Origin of the sequence: Oleispirillum naphthae (assembly GCA_027864655.1) — a bacterium.
Lineage (GTDB): Bacteria > Pseudomonadota > Alphaproteobacteria > Rhodospirillales > Rhodospirillaceae > Oleispirillum > Oleispirillum naphthae.
In genome coordinates this window covers 13,955-31,039 of the sequence record JAQAZG010000018.1, presented here as the reverse complement: position 1 = coordinate 31,039, position 17,085 = coordinate 13,955, and the positions used below count along the sequence as shown (strand labels likewise).

Below are 17,085 nucleotides of genomic sequence, written 5' to 3'. Positions count from 1 at the left end.
GTGATCGGCCTGATCACCGACATCGCCAACCAGACCAACCTTCTCGCCCTCAACGCCACGATCGAGGCGGCGCGCGCCGGCGATGCGGGCAAGGGCTTCGCCGTGGTGGCGAACGAGGTGAAGAACCTCGCCAACCAGACCGCCAAGGCGACCGAGGACATCACCGCGCAGATCGGCACGGTGCAGTCAGAAACCGAAAAGGCGGTCTCCGCGATCGACACCATCACCGGCCGCATCGACAACGTGCGGCAGATCACCACCACCATCTCCTCCGCGGTGCAGGAACAGGCCGCCGCCACCTCCGAGATCGCCCGCAACGTGCAGCAGGCGGCGAGCGGCACCACGGAAATCTCCGCCAACATCTCCGGCGTCACCCAGGCAGCGACGGAGACCGGGGCGGCCTCGGGGCAGGTGCTCGCCTCGGCGCAATCCCTGTCCCGCGAGTCCGTCGCCCTCAAGGCGGTGGTCGATGAGTTCCTGCACAACGTCCGCGCCGCATGAAACGCGTCCGGGGGCGGCCCCGCCGCCCCCGGCGCGCCGCCCCTCCGGCTCTGGCCGGACCAGTTTGAATTTCCACAAAAATACACGCACGCGGCTTTGCACCGTGGAATGAATCGAGCTAATCTCCCGCAATCGCAATTCGGCGGTGGACGGAGGGGTATCATGCTCGGCAACTTCGGCGGACGGCGTCACTTCAACGACCTCAACGAACAGGAAATCCTCGCGCTCGCGATCTCCTCCGAGGAGGACGACTCCCGCATCTACCAGACCTATGCCGCCCAGGTGCGCGACGAGTTCCCCGCCACCGCCGAGATGCTCACCGCGATGGCGGCGGAGGAGATGCGCCACCACCAGCGCCTGATCGATCTGCACAAGGCCCGCTTCGGCGAGACCATCCCGCTGATCCGCCGCGAGCACGTCGCCGGGTTCTACGCCCGCACCCCCACCTGGCTGGTCGGCAACCTCGGCATCGCGCGCATCCGCTCGGAAATCCTCGGCATGGAGGAAAACGCCCACGCCTACTACGCCAAGGCGGCGAAGCGCGTCACCGACGCCGACACCCGGCGTCTGCTCACCGAACTCGCCGCCGCCGAGGCCGGGCACATGAAGCTCTCCTCCGCGCTGGAGGAAAAGCACCTGCCGGAGGACGTGCGCTCCGAGGAGGACGCGCTGGCCCACCGCCAGTTCGTGCTCACCTGGGTGCAGCCGGGCCTCGCCGGGCTGATGGACGGCTCGGTCTCCACGCTGGCCCCGATCTTCGCCACCGCGTTCGCCACCCAGAACACCTGGACCACCTTCCTCGTCGGCCTCGCCGCCTCGATCGGCGCCGGAATTTCCATGGGCTTCACCGAGACCGCCTCCGACGACGGCACCATCTCCGGCCGCGGCTCGCCGATCAAGCGCGGCATCGCCGCGGGCGTGATGACCACGCTCGGCGGCCTCGGCCATGCGCTGCCCTACATCATCCCGCACTTCTGGACCGCCACCGCCATCGCCTTCACCCTGGTGTTCTGCGAACTCTGGGCGATCGCCTGGATCCAGAAGCGCTACATGGACACGCCGTTTTTCCGCGCCGCGATGCAGGTGGTGCTCGGCGGCGCCCTGGTGTTCGCCGCGGGCGTCCTCATCGGCAGCGCGTGACGCGCGCCACAGACGCAGCCCCCGCGGCGTGGTAACATGCCCGCAATGATCGTGCGCGCCGCCCCCGGGGAACGGCGCGGCTGAGAGGGGGTATCCGCGTATGCCGTTCCGTCTCCGCTTCGGCCCGCTGTTCGCCATGATGGCCGCGCCCGCCCTGCTCGCCACCATCGGCGCTTCCTACACCGCATTCTGGTTCTACGGCGCGAGCCACCTCAAGGAACGCATCGCAATGTGGGCGGAGGCGCAGCGCGCCGAAGGGGTTTCCGTCGCCTACACGCTGGACGGCCCCTCGGGCTTCCCTCTCCGCCTCACCGCCGCGCTCGAGGCGGTCTCGGTGGAAAGCGGCGCCGGCGGCGACGCGGTTTCCTTCTCCGCGCCGCGGCTGACCGTCGAGGGCGGCATCTTCTCGCCGCGCCACCTCTCCTTCACCCTGCCCGACGGCGGCCGGATCGCGATGGCGCGGAACGGCCGCGCCACCCGCCTCGGCAAGACCGGCGGCGACGCCCGCCTCGACCTCTCCTTCGATTCCGCGGGCATGCTGCGCGAGGCGGCGTTGACCGCGCAGAATCTCGCGGTTTCCGGGGACTGGCGCGGCGCGGCGCTCGCCTCGCCGCTCACCGCCGGAGAGACCAAGGCGGTCCTCGTCCTCAACCCCGCCGTCCCCGCCGCCGCAGCCGCGGGCGACGCCGCCGCGCCGCCGCCCACCGCGCGCTTCGACCTTTCGGTGCGCAACCTGCGCTGGCCCGACGGCGCGACCCGTTCCCTCGGCCCCGATCTCGCCGGGTTCGACTTCGCGGCCAAGCTCATCGGCCCGATGCCCAAGGGCGAGGCGCAGGACGCGCTCACCATCTGGCGCGATGCGGGCGGCCGCGTCGAGGTGGAGCGCATCGCCCTGAAGTGGGGACAGGCCTCCTTCGCCGGATACGGCACGCTGGTCCTCGACGAGGCGCTGCAACCCGCCGTCTCCCTCGTCGCGCGGGTGCAGAGCTTCGTTCCCCTGGTGGACGTTCTCGACGAGGCGGGGCTGATCCGCCAGAGCGACGCCACCCTCGCCCGCCTGGTGATCGGCCGCCAGATGCCGCAGACCGGCGCGGGCAACCTCTCGCTCTCGCTGCGCGACGGCATCGTCTATGCCGGGCCGCTGGCGCTGGTGCGGGTGCCGCCGATCGCCTGGGCCAAGGAAATCCCCAAGGCCGCCGCCGCCAAGCGCCGCCTCACCCCGGGCGGCCGGGAGGTGATGCAGCCGGGCATCGACATCGGCAAGGACGGCGTGGTCCGCCAGAGGTAGGCTTTCAGCGCATCAGGTGGTGCAGCACGATCCCCGCCGCGGTGGCGACGTTGAGGGAGTCGAAGCCTGCCGCCATCGGGATGCGCAGGCACGCGGTGCGCGCCAGCACCGCATCGGAAAGCCCCGGCCCCTCCGCGCCGAACACCGCGGCCACCCGCGCGCCGCGCGCGTAGTCCGCCAGCGCCGTCCCGCCCCGCGGGCTGAGGCCGAGCAGGCCGAAACCCGCCGCGGCGAGGGCTTCGAGGATATCGCCGGTGCGCCCGCCGCGCACCGTCGGCACGGTCAGCGCCGCCCCCACCGAGACGCGGATCGCCTTGCGGTAGAGCGGGTCGCAGCACTCGGAATCCAGCACCGCCAGGTCCACGCCGAACGCCGCGGCATTGCGGAACAGGCCGCCGATGTTGTCGTGGTTGGCGATCGCCGAGAACACCGCCACCGTGGCCCGCGCGGGCAGCGCCGCGAGCGCCGCACCGAGGTCCGGCTCCGGCGCGCGCACGCCGAGGCCGAGAATGCCGCGGTGGATGGAAAAGCCGGCGACAGCGTCCATCACCGCCTGCGCCGCGGCATAGACCGGCACGTCTTCCGGCAGCCCCGCCAGAAGCGGCATCAGGCCCGCGATGCGCTTTTCGGCGATGAGGAGGGTGTGCAGGCGGTGCGGCGAGCGGCCCCCGGCCAGGGTCTTCAGCACCACCTCGCCTTCCGCCACGAACATCCCGGCGCGGCCGACGAGGTCGCGCTCGCGCACCGCGCGGAAGCCCTCGATGCGCGGGTCGGCAGGGTCGGAGACGGGAACGATCTGAGGCATCGCGGTGAAAAACCGGCGTCCGGGCCGCCCCGGACGCCGATCCCCTTACGCCTGCTTGGCGTCGATGATGCCGCGGCGGATCGCCCGGGTGCGCGTGAAGTGGCGCTCCAGGGTGTCGCCCTCGCCGCGGCGGATGGCGCGTTGCAGCGCGGTGAGGTCCTCGGTGAAGCGTTGCAGCACGTCGAGCACCGCATCGCGGTTGTTGAGGAAGACGTCGCGCCACATCACCGGATCGGAGGCGGCGATGCGGGTGAAGTCGCGGAAGCCGGAGGCGGAATACTTGATCACCTCCTGCTTGATGTCGGTGCCGAGGTCCACCGCCGTGCCGACGATGGTGTAGGCGATGAGGTGCGGCAGGTGCGAGGTGATCGCCAGGACCTGGTCGTGGTGCTCCGGGTCCATGGTGTCCACGTTGCTGCCCGCTTTCCGCCACATTTCCGCCACGATCTCCACCGCCGCGCGCGGCGTTTCCGGCAGCGGCGTGAGCACGCACCAGCGGCCTTCGAACAGCTCCGCGAAGCCCGCCTCCGGCCCCGAGAACTCGGTGCCCGCGAGCGGGTGCCCGGGAACGAAGGCGACGGAAGGCGGCAGAGCCGCCTTCATGTCGCGGATCACCGCGCCCTTCACCGAGCCGACGTCGGAGACGATCGCCCCGGGCTTGAGGAAGGGCGCGATGGCGCGGGCGACCTCGCCGCACACGCCCACCGGGGTGCACACCATCACCAGGTCGGCGTCCTTCACCACGTCCGCGATGTCGGTCGAGGCGTCATCGGCGATGCCGAGGCGCAACGCGGTATCCAGCGTTTCCTGCCGCCGCGCCGCGGCGAGGATGCGCCCCGCCATGCCGTGGCGTTTCATCGCCAGCGCGAGCGACGCGCCGATCAGCCCGATACCGATGAAGGCGACGGTGCCGAACATCGGTTGGGGTGAGGTTGCGCTCATCCTTTCGCCTCCCTGTAGGCGGCGAGCGCGGAAACCACGCGCTTCATCTCGTCCTCGGTGCCGATCGAGATGCGCAGCGCATCCGGCAGGCCGTAGCCCGCCACCGGACGCACGATCACCTCTTCCTCCGCGAGCGCGGCCTGCGCCGCGGCGGTGTCCCCCTTGGGGAAGTGCACCAGGATGAAGTTGCCGTTGGACTCGGTGACGCCGAGGCCGAGGGCGCGCATCTGCTCGGTCAGCCACGGCCGCCACATGGCGTTGTGGGCGAGGCAGAGGTCGAAGAACTCCATGTCCGCCAGCGCCGCCGCCGCCGCCGCCTGCGCCGCAGCCGAAACGTTGAACGGCGAACGGGTGCGGTTGAGCACGTCGGCGATCGCCGCGGGCGCATAGCACCAGCCGACGCGCAGGCCGCCGAGGCCGTAGATCTTGGAGAAGGTGCGGGTCATCACGGTGTTTTCGCCCGCGTCCACCAGTTCGGTCCCCGGGGAATAGTCGTTGCGGGTGACGAACTCCGCATAGGCCGCGTCGATCACCAGCACGATGTCGGGGCGCAGGCCGTCGCGCAGGCGCTTCATCTCCGCGGCGGGCAGCAGGGTGCCGGTCGGGTTGTTGGGATTGGCGATGAACGCCATGCGGGTCTTTTCCGTCACCGACGCGAGCACCGCATCGACATCGGTGGTGAAGTCGGTTTCCGGCGCCTTGACCGGCACCGCGCCGTTGCCCTTGGCGTAGATCGGGTACATCGCGAAGCCGTACTGGCTGTAGAGCACCTCGTCGCCCGGACCGGCATAGGCATGCACCAGAAGGCCGATCAGCTCGTCCGAGCCGCAGCCGCAGACGATGCGCGCCGGGTCGAGGCCGTAGCGCTTGCCGATCGCGGCGCGCAGCTCCTCGCACGCGCCGTCGGGGTATCGATGCAGGTCTCCCGCCACCGCCGCATAGGCGGCGCGCGCACGGGGGCTTGCGCCGAGAGCGCCCTCGTTCGAGGACAACTTCGCGGCGTGCGCCACACCGTCCAGCTTGCTGCGACCGCCCTGGTAGGGCTGGATATCGAGAATGCCGGGACGCGGAGTAGGAGCCGTCATCTTATTCACTCGCTTTCAGTCATAGGTTTTGGCGTTGAGAGGGAATCCGGGGTTGAAACGCGCCCCCCGGCGGGCCGTCAGCGCGCGCAATGCAGGGGCGTCGGATAAGCGCCGATGCAGCGGGCGTATCGGAGGGAGTCGTCGTTGCCGTGGGCGAGGCGCACCACGCGCGGGTCGGAATCGGTGACGAAGCCGTCCACCTCCACCAGGTGCACCTTGGCCTCCGGCCCGAAGGAGCGGACGTCCCAATAGGTCAAGAGCTTCAGCCCGGCGTTGGCGAGCTTGGTGGAAACCTGGGTGCGGCTGACGCTGGAGACGGTCTCCACCGCCAAGAGGGAACGGTCCTCGCCGGTTTCCCCGGGAGCCACCGGAGCCACCGCGAAGGCCTCGATGTCGCCGCCGCGCCCCGCGCCGACCCCGGCGAAGGGCAGGCGCGCGATCACCTGCATGCGCGGCGAGGCGTCGCCGATCAGCGCGGGCCACCACGGCTCGGAAACGCTTTCGCCGGGCAGCGGCAGCACCGCCACCGCGGCGGCGCCCTCGGCCACCGCCTTCAGCACCCGGCCGGAAACCTGATACGACACGGTCTCGGTGTACGAGCCGTAGTGGTCGTGCGCGATCTCGAGGTAGCCGGAGCCGCGCTCGGGCATGAACACCGCCACGCAGAACGGCCCCTGCACCCGCATCAGCGTGCCGATCACCTCGCGCCACAGGCGGATCAGCACCTCCGGCGGAAAGGGCCCGCGGTGCCGCGCGAGCAGGCGGCGCACGATCTGCGCCTCGCGCCCCGGCCGCGTCGGCACGAAATGCGCGGGCGCGGCCCCCGTTTCGTCGCGCTTCGCCGCGCCGATGCGCAGGGCGAGCTCGGTGCGCTGCATCAACAGGTCGTGCATCGCATCGTCGATGCGATCGACCTCGCGGCGCAGTTCGGCCAGATCCGGTTCTTCGTTCGCCATGGGCTTTATCCAACACGCATACCCGCCCTTCGGCTCGGGCGGCCCCGCCGCCGGCACGATGCTCGGATCAGGAAAACGCGAAACTAGGCGTTGACAGGCAGGGCATACCAACTTAGCTGTGTCCCTCGTTTTCGCAAGATTTTTCCAAGGCGCGGGACCATATTCCAACGATGAAGCGCACGAACGCCACACTCTCCGGAGAGGACCTGCGCCGCCGCCTGAACGCGGTGGAAGCCTCGGTGCGACTCTACGACGCCGAGCCGCTCGCCCTCGACAGCGGCGCGCGCTTCGGCCCGGTGGACGTGGCCTACCAAACCTACGGCCGCCTCAACGCCGCAAAATCCAACGCCGTGGTGGTCTGCCACGCGCTGACCGGCGACCACTATGCCGCCCTGCCCCACCCGGTGACCGGCAAGTCCGGCTGGTGGAGCAGCCTCATCGGCCCCGGCAGGGTGATCGACACCGACCGCTATTTCGTCGTCTGCTCCAACGTGCTCGGCGGCTGCATGGGCACCACCGGGCCGAAGAGCGCCGACCCCGCCACCGGCGAACCCTACATGCTCGGCTTCCCGGTGATCACCGTGGCCGACATGGTGCGGGTGCAGGTGAAGCTCCTCGACCATCTGGGCATCGCCCAGGCGTTCGCCGCGATCGGCGGCTCGATGGGCGGCATGCAGGTGCTGGAGTGGGCGTCGCGCTATCCCGAGCGGGTGTTCTGCGCGCTGCCGGTGGCCACCTGCGCCCGCTACTCGGCGCAGAACATCGCCTTCGACGAGGTGGGCCGCCAGGCGATCATGGCCGACCCGGAATGGTGCGGCGGGCGCTACCTGCTGGAGGGCCGCAACCCGCACAAGGGCCTGGCGGTGGCGCGCATGGCGGCGCACATCACCTATCTTTCCGAGACGGCGCTGACGCGGAAGTTCGGGCGCAAGCTACAGGACCGCGAGAAGATCGGCTACGGCTTCGACGCCGACTTCGAGGTGGAGAGCTACCTGCGCCACCAGGGGTCCACCTTCGTCGAGCGCTTCGACGCCAACTCCTACCTCTACATCACCCGCGCCATGGACTACTTCGACATGCCGGGCGAGCACGACGGCCACCTCTCCCACGCCTTCCGCCACACCCCGGTGCATTTCTGCGTGGTGTCGTTCTCCAGCGACTGGCTGTTCCCCACCCGCGACAGCCAGGCGATCGTGCGCGCGCTCAACGCCGCCGCCGCCTCGGTCTCCTTCGTCGAGGTGCAGTCCGACAAGGGGCACGACGCCTTCCTCCTCGACGAGCCGGAATTCCACGACACCGTGGCGGGCTTCCTCGCCGGCATGGCGGAGCGCCGCGGCCTCTCCTTCGCCACGGAGGAAGACTGATGGCCGCCGCCGCCAACCACTCCGCCACCGGCATCCGCATCGACTTGAAGATCATCTCCGAGATGGTCGAGGACGGCAGCCGCGTGCTCGACGTCGGCTGCGGCGACGGCGAACTGCTCGCCTTTCTACAGGCGCGCCGCCACGCCGACGGCCGCGGCATGGAGCTTTCGATGTCCGGGGTGCAGCGCGCCGTGGCGCGCGGGCTGGCGGTGATCCAGGGCGACGCCGACACCGACCTCGCCGACTATCCCGACGGCGCCTTCGACTACGTGATCCTCAGCAAGACGCTACAGGCCACCCACAACCCGCGCGCGGTGGTGGAACAGATGCTGCGCATCGGCCGCCACGCCATCGTCTCGTTCCCGAATTTCGCCCACTGGCGCACCCGGCTCGACCTCCTGCTGCACGGCCGCATGCCGGTGAACGACCTGCTGCCCTATTCGTGGTACGAAACCCCGAACATCCACTTCTGCACGATCCGGGATTTCACCGACCTCTGCCGCGACCTCGGGGTGCGGGTCAAGGACAGCCTGGCGCTCGACGCGGCGGGCGAGGTGCAGCGCTTCACCGCCGACAGCCGCTGGGCGAACCTGCTCGCGGTGGACGCGGTCTTCCTCCTCGAAAAGTAAGCGCGCCCTTGCGCGGGTGCGCGCGGCTCGAACGCGACGAGCCGCTCACCACCTCGGCGAAGGAGACCGCGGGCGCGGCCTTGCCCACCGGGGTGACGCCGTAGATCCGCTTCACCGCGATCGCCATGGTCACCGCCGCCACCCCCGCAAGCCACCGCCCGAAGAGCGTCTCCATCAGGCGGGCGAAGGTCACCGAGGCGCGGGTGGCGCCCGGCGGCACGATCAGCGCGCTGCCGTTCCACAACGGCGTGAACAGCGCCTCGCGCAGCAGCGCGTTCAACTGTCCGCGGCTGTAGGGGCGGCCGTGGCCGAAGGGCGTGCGGTCCAGCCGCGCCCAGATGTTGCGGCGGTTCGGAGCCACCACCACGAGGCGGCCGTCGTCGGCCAGGGTGCGCCACAGCTCGCGCAGCATGGCGTGCGGGTTCGGCGTCCACTCCAGGCTGTGCACCACGATCACCCGGTCGAACGAACGGTCGGGGAAGGGCAGTTCCGCCTCGTCGGCGATGACCACGCGGCAGGGCTGCCGCCGCGGCCAGACGATGGCGCCGGTGCGGCCGCTCATCACCGCCACCACCTGCCCCGCATCGGCAAGGAAGGCGCGCAGAAACGGCGTGCCGAACCCCACCGCGAGGATGCGCTTGCCGCGCACGTCGGCCAGCGCCTCGCGCAGGCGCGCGTGCAGGACGCGGCGCACCAGACGGCCCTCCGTCGTCGCATAGAAATCGCGGAAATCCCTGACATGAGGCCACATCGCCGGTGCGTTCCGTCCCCTTTTGCCGCGGCAGGGCCCGATGATAGCGGTTTGCTGCGGCGGGGTCATGGGGATATCGTGGATGGGAAAAGCCGTTTGCGAAGGAGGCTGGCCATGCTGACCATCCGACAGGTGCGCGTACTGGGCGACAACTACGCCTACCTGCTGCACGAACCCCAGACCGGCGCCACCGCCGCCATCGACCCCGGCGAGGCGGACCCGCTGCTCGCCGAGGCCCAGGCCCAGGGATGGGAGATCGGCACGGTGCTGATCACCCACCACCACGCCGACCACATCGGCGGCGTCGCCGCGATCAAGGCGGCCACCGGCTGCCGCGTCGTCGCGCCCGCCGCCGACCTGCACCGCATCCCCGGGGTCGATCTCGCGGTCGGCGACGACGATACCGTGCCCCTGGGGGAAACCCACGCCATGGTGTTCGAGGTGCCGGGCCATACCTCCGGGCACATCGCCTACTGGTTCATGGGGGAGGACGCGCTGTTCCCCGGCGACACCCTGTTCGCGCTCGGCTGCGGGCGGCTGTTCGAGGGCTCGGCCGAGGAAATGTGGCAGAGCCTCTGCCGCCTGCGCGCCCTGCCGGACGAAACCCAGGTGTTCTGCGGCCACGAATACACCCTCGGCAACGCCGCCTTCGCCCTCTCCGTCGATCCGGACAATGCGGCGCTCGCCGCGCGCGCCGCCGAGGTGGAGGCGCTCACCCGCAAGCGCCGGCCCACCGTGCCCTCGCTGCTCGGCCTGGAAAAGGAAACCAACCCCTTCCTCCGCGCCGACGACCCGGCTCTGGCCGCCGCGCTCGGCATGGCGGGCGCGCCGCCGGTGGCGGTGTTCGCCGAAATCCGCCGCCGCAAGGACGTGTTCTGACAACCAAAACTTCGCGGGGGGACTCGGTCCCCCCACTCCCCCCATAACTTTGGTTTTTGCGCGCAGCGCCATAGGGCCGTCACGCGGCGTGACGGTTGATGGCCGCTGCGCGGCGAAAAATAAGTTATGGGAGGCCCGGAGGGTCCGCGACCCTCCGGAACGTTTTAGTTTTACGGCATCAACTGGCCGCCGTTGATCGACAACGTCGAGCCGGTGATATAGTCCGCGCCGTCGGCGACGAGGAAGAGCACGCCGCGGGCGATGTCCTCGGCGCGGCCGAGGCGGCCCATGGGGATGCGCGCGACGATTTTTTCCAGCACCGCGGGCGGCACCTGGCGCACCATTTCGGTATCCACGTAGCCCGGCGCGATGGCGTTGACGGTGATGCCCCTGCCCGCGCTTTCCAGCGCCAGCGCGCGGGTGAAGCCGAGGATGCCCGCCTTCGCGGCGGCGAAGTTGGCCTGGCCGTACTGGCCCATCAGGGCGTTGATCGAACTGATGTTGACGATGCGGCCGAAGCCCCGTTCGCGCATGCCGTCGATCACCGCGCGGGTGACGTTGAAGCAGCCGGAGAGATCGGTATCGATCACCGCGTTCCACTGTTCGCGGTCCATGCGGTGCATCGTGGTGTCGCGGGTGACGCCCGCGTTGTTGACCAGCACCTCGATGGGGCCGACATCCTTTGCGATCTGCGCCAGCACCTCGGCGCACTGCGCGAAGTCGGAAACGTCGAACTTGTAGACCGGGATGCCGGTCTCCTCGGCGAAGCGGGCGGCGGCCTCGTCGTTGGCATTGTGGGAGGCGACGACGCGATAGCCGCCGTTCATCAGGCCTTCGCTGATGGCGCGGCCGATTCCCCGCGTGCCCCCGGTGACCAATGCGACGCGGCCCTTGCTCATCTTCCTGCCCTTTCTGCAAAGAAAACCCTCAGGGATGCGCACTCCCCGCAGCGGAACTCCACGTGCGCCCCATCCCTGCGGACCAGCCTATGCGATCGCCACCGGCGGTGCCAGGGCCGATCGCCCGCACGCCCCGGTTTTCCCGCCCTGGCGCGCCGATTCCCCACCCCAGGGGAGAAAAACACCCGGCGGCGTTTGCGCGCGAGTCGTCAAACCCCGCCGTTTTCGTCATCAAACTGCAATATTGTAACTCCGAAGCCGGAGCATTTCCTCCTACTCCTCGGGCACGAAACCGCCCCAACCCAGCGTTCAGGGATGCGATGACGAAACGCCCACTGATTACACTTGCACGTCGTTGGGGTTTTCAATATGCATACCCCTGAATGACGGCCATCTCATAAAAATCAGCAACGGCCGCAACGACCGGCCGCAAACGTTCCGGGAGGACGCACGCGGTTTCGACCCTTGAGGAATGCGAAAACAATGAGCGACAACCCCGTCAACCGCGCGAATGCCACCGACAAGCACGTCGGCTCCCGCATCCGCGAACGACGCATCATGCTGGGTTTGAGCCAGCAGCAGATGGCCAACATGATCGGCGTCACCTACCAGCAGGCCCACAAGTACGAGCGCGGCATCAACCGCATCTCCGCCGGACGCCTCTACGAGATCGCCCAGGTTCTGGGGGTTCCCGTCAGCTTCTTCTTCGAGGGGCTGACCGAGGACCGTGCGCCGGAACTCAACGACCGGCAACGCATGTGCCTGGAACTCGCCCGCAACTTCGCGGCGATTCCCAACGAAAAACACCAGGAAGCCCTGAGCCAGATGGCCCGGGCGCTCGCCACCGCGATGGCCGCCGAGTAAGCGGCCTTACACATCCCTGAAGGCCGGGCCTTCTTCACCGCTCCGAAACCACACGGAAGCCGACGGTGAAGCTGCGCTCGGCCGGGGGACGCGGCGCCGCCGCTTCCGCCTTCGCCTGCTTGGAAAAGTAGTACCAGGCGCCGCCGCGGGTCAGCCGCGCCGGGCAGGTCTTTTCCGCCGCGGGCGCGCAGTCGGCGACCCACTCCCAGAGATTGCCGTTCATGTCGTAGAGGCCGAAGGGGTTGGGCGGATAGCTCGCCGCGGGCATCGTGCCGTAGTCGTTCACCCCCGGATTGCAGCCGCGGCAGCGCGCCACGCCGGGCTTCATCTCGTCGCCCCACCAATAGGCGGTGCGGCTGCCCGCGCGCGCCGCGAACTCCCACTCCGCGGCGCTCGGCAGGCGGTAGCGCCGCCCGGTGAGCGCCGAGAGCCAGCGCGCATAGGCCGCCGCATCCTCCCACGAGACGTTGATCACCGGGCGCGCGCCCCGTCCCCAGCCGTGATCGTCCGCCACCCGCGGACAGGCCCCGGCGGCGGCGCAGGCATCCCACTGCGCGAACGTCGTCTCGGTGCGCGCCATCGCCAGATCGTGGCCCTCGAAGCGCGGCAGCAGAACCATTTCCGGCGCCAGGGGGTGGTCGCGCGCCGACTCCCCCGGCGCGGCGGCGGCGGCGGCGGGAAAGAACAGCGCAACCAGCGCGGCGAGTCCCCGCTTCATCCCGCCACCCGGCGCGACGCGGGCAGGAAAAGCCGCACCAGAACCCCGCCCCCGGCGGTCGGCTGCACCGCAAGGTCGCCGCCGTGGGCGCACATCTGGGCGCGGGTGATGTAGAGGCCGAGGCCGCAGCCGGTGCCCGGCGCGCCCATCGCCGCCGCCGCCACGTCGTTGCGGAACGAGATCGCCACGCCGCCCTCGGCCTCCACCGCGATCGCGATGTCGATGTGACCGCCGCGCGGCGCGAACTTCACCGCGTTGCCCAGAACGTTGAGCATCGCCTGGCGCAGGCGGCGCTCGTCGCCCCGCACCAGCACCGGCCGCAGCGCCACCCGCGCCCGCACCACCACGCCGGTGCGCACGATATCGTCGGAGAGCCAGGACTGCACCGTGGCGAGCATCTCCGAAAGGTCCACCGTGGTCTCGTTCAGCGCATCGGTGCCCCGCCGCATCCGCGCCTCGTCGAGGAGGCCGTCGATCAGGCTCTCCATGTGGCGGCAGGCCACCAGCATCTGCGCCGCCGCGTCGAGATAGCGGGAATCCCCCGGCGGGCCGTAGGCCTGCTCGGCGATCAGCGAAGCGAACCCCTTGATCGCGCCGAGCGGCGAGCGAAGCTCGTGCGCCAGCGCGGCGGGCGTCAGGCCCTCCGCTTCTCCGGTATGCGGTGTGTCATCCGCCATCCGCGCGCCCTTCTCTCTCCTGCCGCGCCGCGTCCAACTCGGCGCGCGCCATGGCGTCGCCTTCCTCGATATGGGCGGCGCGGCGGCAGAATACATCCCAAGGCTGCAACCGCGCCAGAGCCCACACCGCCGCGCCGCGCACCAGGGGCTCGGCATCGGAAAGCCGCGCCTCCGCCGCCGCCGCCAGCGCCGCGTCGCCGGAGTTGCCGATGGCGATCAGCACGTTGCGCACGAACCGCGCCCGCCCGATGCGCTTCACCGGCGAGCCGGAAAACCGCGCGCGGAAGGCCGCGTCGTCCAGTTCCGCCAGCTCGGCGAGCGGCGGGGCGCGCAGGTCCTCCCGCGCCTTCAGCTTCGTCTCCGCCGCCGCCTGCGCGAAGCGGTTCCACGGACAGACCGCCAGGCAGTCGTCGCAGCCGTAGATGCGGTTGCCGATCAGCGGACGCAGCGCCCGCGGCACCGGCCCCGCGTGCTCGATCGTCAGGTACGAAATGCAGCGCCGCGCATCCAGACGCCAAGGCCCGGTGAACGCCGCGGTGGGGCAGGCGTCCAGGCAGCGGCGGCAGCGCCCGCAGCGCTCCGCATGCGGCGCATCCGGCGCAAGCTCCATGGCGGTGGCGATCACGCCGAGGAACAGCCACGAGCCGAACCCCCGCGACACCAGGTTGCTGTGCTTGCCGATCCACCCCAGGCCCGCGCGCTCAGCCAGGGGCTTCTCCATCACCGGCGCGGTATCGACGAACACCTTCACCGCCGCGCCCATCTCCCCATGGATGCGCCGCGCCACCCGCTTCAGCTTCGCCTTCACCACGTCGTGATAGTCGCGGTGCCGCGCATAGACGCTCACCGCGCCGCGGTCCCGCCGCTCCAGCAGCGCCAGGGGGTCGTCCTCCGGCCCGTAGTTGAGGCCGCACACCACCGCGCTCTTCGCCCCCGGCCACAACGCCGACAACGCCGCGCGCTCGGCTGCCCGCCCCTCCATCCACGCCATCTCGCCGTGCCGCCCCTCGGCGAGATAGGCAAGCAATGCCGGCCCCGCGCCCGCCACCGCATCCGCGGAGGTGATGCCGCAGACGTCGAACCCCGCCTCCGCCGCCCACGCCCGGATCACCGCCTCGGCCCGCTCGCTCATCACGCCTCATCCGAAATCGAGAAAAAACTTCGCGGGGATCGAAGCCGACCGCCGAAGGCGGTGGGAACGCCCAGTGGGCGTCCCCAAGGCGGAGATCGGTCTCCCCGCCCCCCTCATAACTTTTTTCGCCGCGCAGCGGCAATCAACACCTTTGTTGCAACCGCCATAGGTTTATGGCGCTTGCTCGGAAAAGTAATGGGGTGCGCGAGGGGATCGAGTCCCCTCGCAAAGTTTTTGTGCTACCCGCGCGGCGGGATGTCGCCTTGCGCCAGTTCGGCCGCGATGGCGGCGGCTTCGGCGGCGGCGTTTCCGGCTTCGATGGCGGTGCGCAGGCGGCGCATCAGCATCTGGAAGAAGCGGAGGTTGTGCCAGGTGAGCAGCATCGCGCCCTGGATTTCCTCGCAGCGGATGAGGTGGTGGAGGTAGGCGCGGGAATAGCGGGTGCACGCCGGGCAGTCGCAGCGTTCGTCGAGCGGGCGTGGGTCGTCGGCGTGGCGGGCGTTGCGCAGGTTGAGGGTGCCGCGGTGGGTGAAGGCCTGGGCGGTGCGTCCGGAGCGGGTGGGCAGCACGCAGTCGAACATGTCGATGCCGCGCAGCACCGCGCCGACGATGTCCATCGGCTTGCCGACGCCCATCAGGTAGCGGGGTTTGCCGGTGGGCAGCGCCGGGGTGGCGATCTCCAGGGTTTCGAACATCGCGGCCTGGCCCTCGCCGACGGCGAGGCCGCCGACCGCATAGCCGTCGAAGCCGATGTCGCGCAGGCGGGCGGCGGATTCGAGGCGGAGGTCGGGGAAGGTGCTGCCCTGCACGATGCCGAACAGTCCGTAGCCCTGGCGCGGCACGAAGGCGGCCTTGGAGCGTTCCGCCCAGCGCATCGAGAGTCGCATCGAGGATGCGGCGGCGTCCTTTTCCGCCGGGAAGGGGGTGCACTCGTCGAAGGCCATGGTGACGTCGGCGTCGAGCAGGCGCTGGATCTCCATGGAGCGTTCCGGCGAGAGATGATGCGCCGAGCCGTCCACGTGGGAGCGGAAGGTGACGCCGGTTTCGTCGAGTTTGCGCAGCTTCGCCAGCGACATCACCTGGAACCCCCCGGAATCGGTGAGGATCGGCCTGTCCCAGGCCATGAAGCGGTGCAGGCCGCCGAGGTCTCCGATGCGTTCCGCGCCGGGGCGCAGCATCAGGTGATAGGTGTTGCCCAGCAGGATTTCCGCGCCGGTGGCGGCGACGGATTCCGGCATCATCGCCTTCACCGTGGCGGCGGTGCCCACCGGCATGAAGGCCGGGGTTTCGATGGTGCCGTGGGCGGTGGCGAGCCGCCCGCGGCGCGCCATGCCGTCGGTGGAAAGCAGGGTGAAGCCGAAGTCGCTCATCGGTCGTCCTCTCCGGGTTCGAGCAGGCAGGCGTCGCCGTAGGAATAGAAACGATACTGCGCCGCGATGGCGTGCGCATAGGCCGCCTGCATGCGGGAAAGGCCGGAAAACGCCGAAACCAGCATGAACAGGGTGGATTTCGGCAGGTGGAAGTTGGTCATCAGGCGGTCCACGGCGCGGAAGCGGTATCCCGGCGTCATGAAGATCGCGGTCTCGCCGCAGAAGGGGCGGATGGTGCCGTCCTCGTCCGCCGCGCTTTCGAGGATGCGGCAGGCGGTGGTGCCCACCGCGAGCAGGCGGCCCCCGGCGGCGCGCGCGGCGTTGAGCCTGTCCGCCACCTCGGCGGGGATGACGCCCCATTCGCTGTGCATCACATGGTCGCGGGTGTCCTCCGCCTTCACCGGCAGGAAGGTCCCGGCCCCGACGTGCAGGGTGACGGAGAGGCGCTCGACGCCGCGCGCGGCGATCGCGGCGAGCAGTTCCGGCGTGAAGTGCAGCCCGGCGGTGGGCGCGGCGACCGAGCCGTCCTCCCGCGCGTAGACGGTCTGGTAGTCGGTGCGGTCGCGCTCGTCCGCGCCCGCGGGCCGGGCGATGTAGGGCGGCAGCGGCATTTCGCCGTGCGCGGCAAGCGCCGCGAACAGCGCCGCGCCCTCGCGGTCGAAGACCACGGCGATATCGCCCTCGGCGGACTTTTCCGCCACTTCGGCGGAAAAACCGCCGCCGAAATCGATCACATCCCCCGCCTTGATCCGCTTGCCGGGCCGGGAAAAGGCGCGCCAGCGCGGCCCGCCCTCGGCCTTGTGCAGCATGATCTCGACGCGCAGCGGCGCGACGCCGGGGCGCAGGCGGCCGCCATAAAGCCGCGCCGGGATCACCCGGCTGTCGTTGACCACCATCGCGTCGCCGGGTTGCAGAAGCGACGGCAGGTCGCGCACCCCGAGGTCGGCAAGCCCGCCGCGGCGCACGTGAAGCAGGCGCGCGGCGTCGCGCGGCGCCGCCGGACGGTCGGCGATGCGCGCGCGCGGCAGGTCGAAATCGAAGGCATCGACGCGCATGATGGATTCCCGGGCGGCTACGGACGCAGA

The 17,085-nt window shown here is 70.2% G+C and carries 18 protein-coding genes; 7 read left to right on the top strand and 11 right to left on the bottom strand.

The window, feature by feature from the left end:
- The 3 genes from O7R11_RS14775 to O7R11_RS14765 all read left to right on the top strand — a co-directional run.
- Nucleotides 1-501 (top strand): methyl-accepting chemotaxis protein (locus tag O7R11_RS14775; RefSeq protein WP_337998308.1); only part of this gene is annotated, 501 nt, incomplete at its 5' end.
- A 162-nt stretch (nt 502-663) separates the two neighbouring features.
- Nucleotides 664-1,641 (top strand): iron exporter MbfA, encoded by a 978-nt coding sequence (gene mbfA / locus O7R11_RS14770; RefSeq protein ID WP_337998307.1) that lies wholly within the window; start codon nt 664-666, stop codon nt 1,639-1,641.
- 100 nt (nt 1,642-1,741) lie between these two features.
- Nucleotides 1,742-2,929, top strand: a complete 1,188-nt coding sequence (locus O7R11_RS14765; protein ID WP_337998306.1) for a DUF2125 domain-containing protein — start codon at nt 1,742-1,744, stop codon at nt 2,927-2,929.
- A gap of 4 nt (nt 2,930-2,933) precedes the next feature.
- On the opposite strand, the gene O7R11_RS14760 is transcribed toward O7R11_RS14765, so the two are convergent.
- The 4 genes from O7R11_RS14760 to O7R11_RS14745 all read right to left on the bottom strand — a co-directional run bounded on the left by O7R11_RS14760 (nt 2,934) and on the right by O7R11_RS14745 (nt 6,717).
- Entirely contained in the window at nt 2,934-3,734 is an 801-nt protein-coding gene (locus O7R11_RS14760; RefSeq protein ID WP_337998305.1) for a TrmH family RNA methyltransferase, read from the bottom strand.
- Nucleotides 3,735-3,779: 45 nt separating this feature from the next.
- Nucleotides 3,780-4,676 (bottom strand): prephenate/arogenate dehydrogenase family protein, encoded by an 897-nt coding sequence (locus O7R11_RS14755; protein WP_337998304.1) that lies wholly within the window; start codon nt 4,674-4,676, stop codon nt 3,780-3,782.
- Nucleotides 4,673-5,770 carry a histidinol-phosphate transaminase gene (gene hisC / locus O7R11_RS14750; protein ID WP_420792996.1) on the bottom strand — a complete coding sequence of 366 codons (1,098 nt, stop codon included), beginning with the start codon at nt 5,768-5,770 and terminating at the stop codon, nt 4,673-4,675. The genes O7R11_RS14755 and hisC overlap by 4 nt, the downstream gene beginning before the upstream one ends.
- Nucleotides 5,771-5,838: 68 nt before the next feature.
- The gene (locus tag O7R11_RS14745; RefSeq protein ID WP_337998302.1) at nt 5,839-6,717 is read right to left on the bottom strand and encodes a chorismate mutase; all 879 of its coding nucleotides are present in this window, start codon (nt 6,715-6,717) and stop codon (nt 5,839-5,841) included.
- 170 nt (nt 6,718-6,887) lie between these two features.
- Between O7R11_RS14745 and metX the strand changes: the two genes are divergently transcribed.
- Both metX and metW read left to right on the top strand, forming a co-directional pair.
- Nucleotides 6,888-8,081 carry a homoserine O-acetyltransferase MetX gene (gene metX, locus O7R11_RS14740; RefSeq protein WP_337998301.1) on the top strand — a complete coding sequence of 398 codons (1,194 nt, stop codon included), beginning with the start codon at nt 6,888-6,890 and terminating at the stop codon, nt 8,079-8,081.
- On the top strand, nt 8,081-8,710 hold the full coding sequence (metW, locus tag O7R11_RS14735; protein ID WP_337998300.1) for a methionine biosynthesis protein MetW: 630 nt from the start codon (nt 8,081-8,083) through the stop codon (nt 8,708-8,710). The genes metX and metW overlap by 1 nt, the downstream gene beginning before the upstream one ends.
- Here metW and O7R11_RS14730 read toward each other — a convergent pair.
- Nucleotides 8,646-9,461 (bottom strand): class I SAM-dependent methyltransferase, encoded by an 816-nt coding sequence (locus O7R11_RS14730; RefSeq protein ID WP_337998299.1) that lies wholly within the window; start codon nt 9,459-9,461, stop codon nt 8,646-8,648. The genes metW and O7R11_RS14730 overlap by 65 nt on opposite strands.
- A gap of 108 nt (nt 9,462-9,569) precedes the next feature.
- Here O7R11_RS14730 and gloB point away from each other — a divergent pair, with 108 nt between their 5' ends.
- The gene (gene gloB, locus O7R11_RS14725; RefSeq protein WP_337998310.1) at nt 9,570-10,340 is read left to right on the top strand and encodes a hydroxyacylglutathione hydrolase; all 771 of its coding nucleotides are present in this window, start codon (nt 9,570-9,572) and stop codon (nt 10,338-10,340) included.
- Between the two features lie 170 nt (nt 10,341-10,510).
- On the opposite strand, the gene phbB is transcribed toward gloB, so the two are convergent.
- The gene (gene phbB, locus O7R11_RS14720; protein ID WP_337998298.1) at nt 10,511-11,239 is read right to left on the bottom strand and encodes an acetoacetyl-CoA reductase; all 729 of its coding nucleotides are present in this window, start codon (nt 11,237-11,239) and stop codon (nt 10,511-10,513) included.
- Nucleotides 11,240-11,722: 483 nt separating this feature from the next.
- Between phbB and O7R11_RS14715 the strand changes: the two genes are divergently transcribed.
- Entirely contained in the window at nt 11,723-12,103 is a 381-nt protein-coding gene (locus O7R11_RS14715; protein WP_337998297.1) for a helix-turn-helix domain-containing protein, read from the top strand.
- A gap of 34 nt (nt 12,104-12,137) precedes the next feature.
- Here O7R11_RS14715 and O7R11_RS14710 read toward each other — a convergent pair whose 3' ends face one another.
- From O7R11_RS14710 to queA, 5 genes are all read right to left on the bottom strand, one after another.
- Nucleotides 12,138-12,821, bottom strand: a complete 684-nt coding sequence (locus O7R11_RS14710) for a formylglycine-generating enzyme family protein (protein WP_337998296.1) — start codon at nt 12,819-12,821, stop codon at nt 12,138-12,140.
- Nucleotides 12,818-13,498, bottom strand: a complete 681-nt coding sequence (locus O7R11_RS14705) for a sensor histidine kinase (protein WP_337998295.1) — start codon at nt 13,496-13,498, stop codon at nt 12,818-12,820. Before O7R11_RS14705 ends, O7R11_RS14710 begins: the two co-directional genes overlap by 4 nt.
- Nucleotides 13,488-14,630 (bottom strand): tRNA epoxyqueuosine(34) reductase QueG, encoded by a 1,143-nt coding sequence (gene queG / locus O7R11_RS14700; protein WP_337998294.1) that lies wholly within the window; start codon nt 14,628-14,630, stop codon nt 13,488-13,490. The genes O7R11_RS14705 and queG overlap by 11 nt, the downstream gene beginning before the upstream one ends.
- 239 nt (nt 14,631-14,869) lie before the next feature.
- The gene (tgt, locus tag O7R11_RS14695; protein WP_337998293.1) at nt 14,870-16,000 is read right to left on the bottom strand and encodes a tRNA guanosine(34) transglycosylase Tgt; all 1,131 of its coding nucleotides are present in this window, start codon (nt 15,998-16,000) and stop codon (nt 14,870-14,872) included.
- The gene (gene queA, locus O7R11_RS14690) at nt 15,997-17,055 is read right to left on the bottom strand and encodes a tRNA preQ1(34) S-adenosylmethionine ribosyltransferase-isomerase QueA (protein WP_337998292.1); all 1,059 of its coding nucleotides are present in this window, start codon (nt 17,053-17,055) and stop codon (nt 15,997-15,999) included. The genes tgt and queA overlap by 4 nt, the downstream gene beginning before the upstream one ends.
- Between the last annotated feature and the right edge of the window lie 30 nt (nt 17,056-17,085).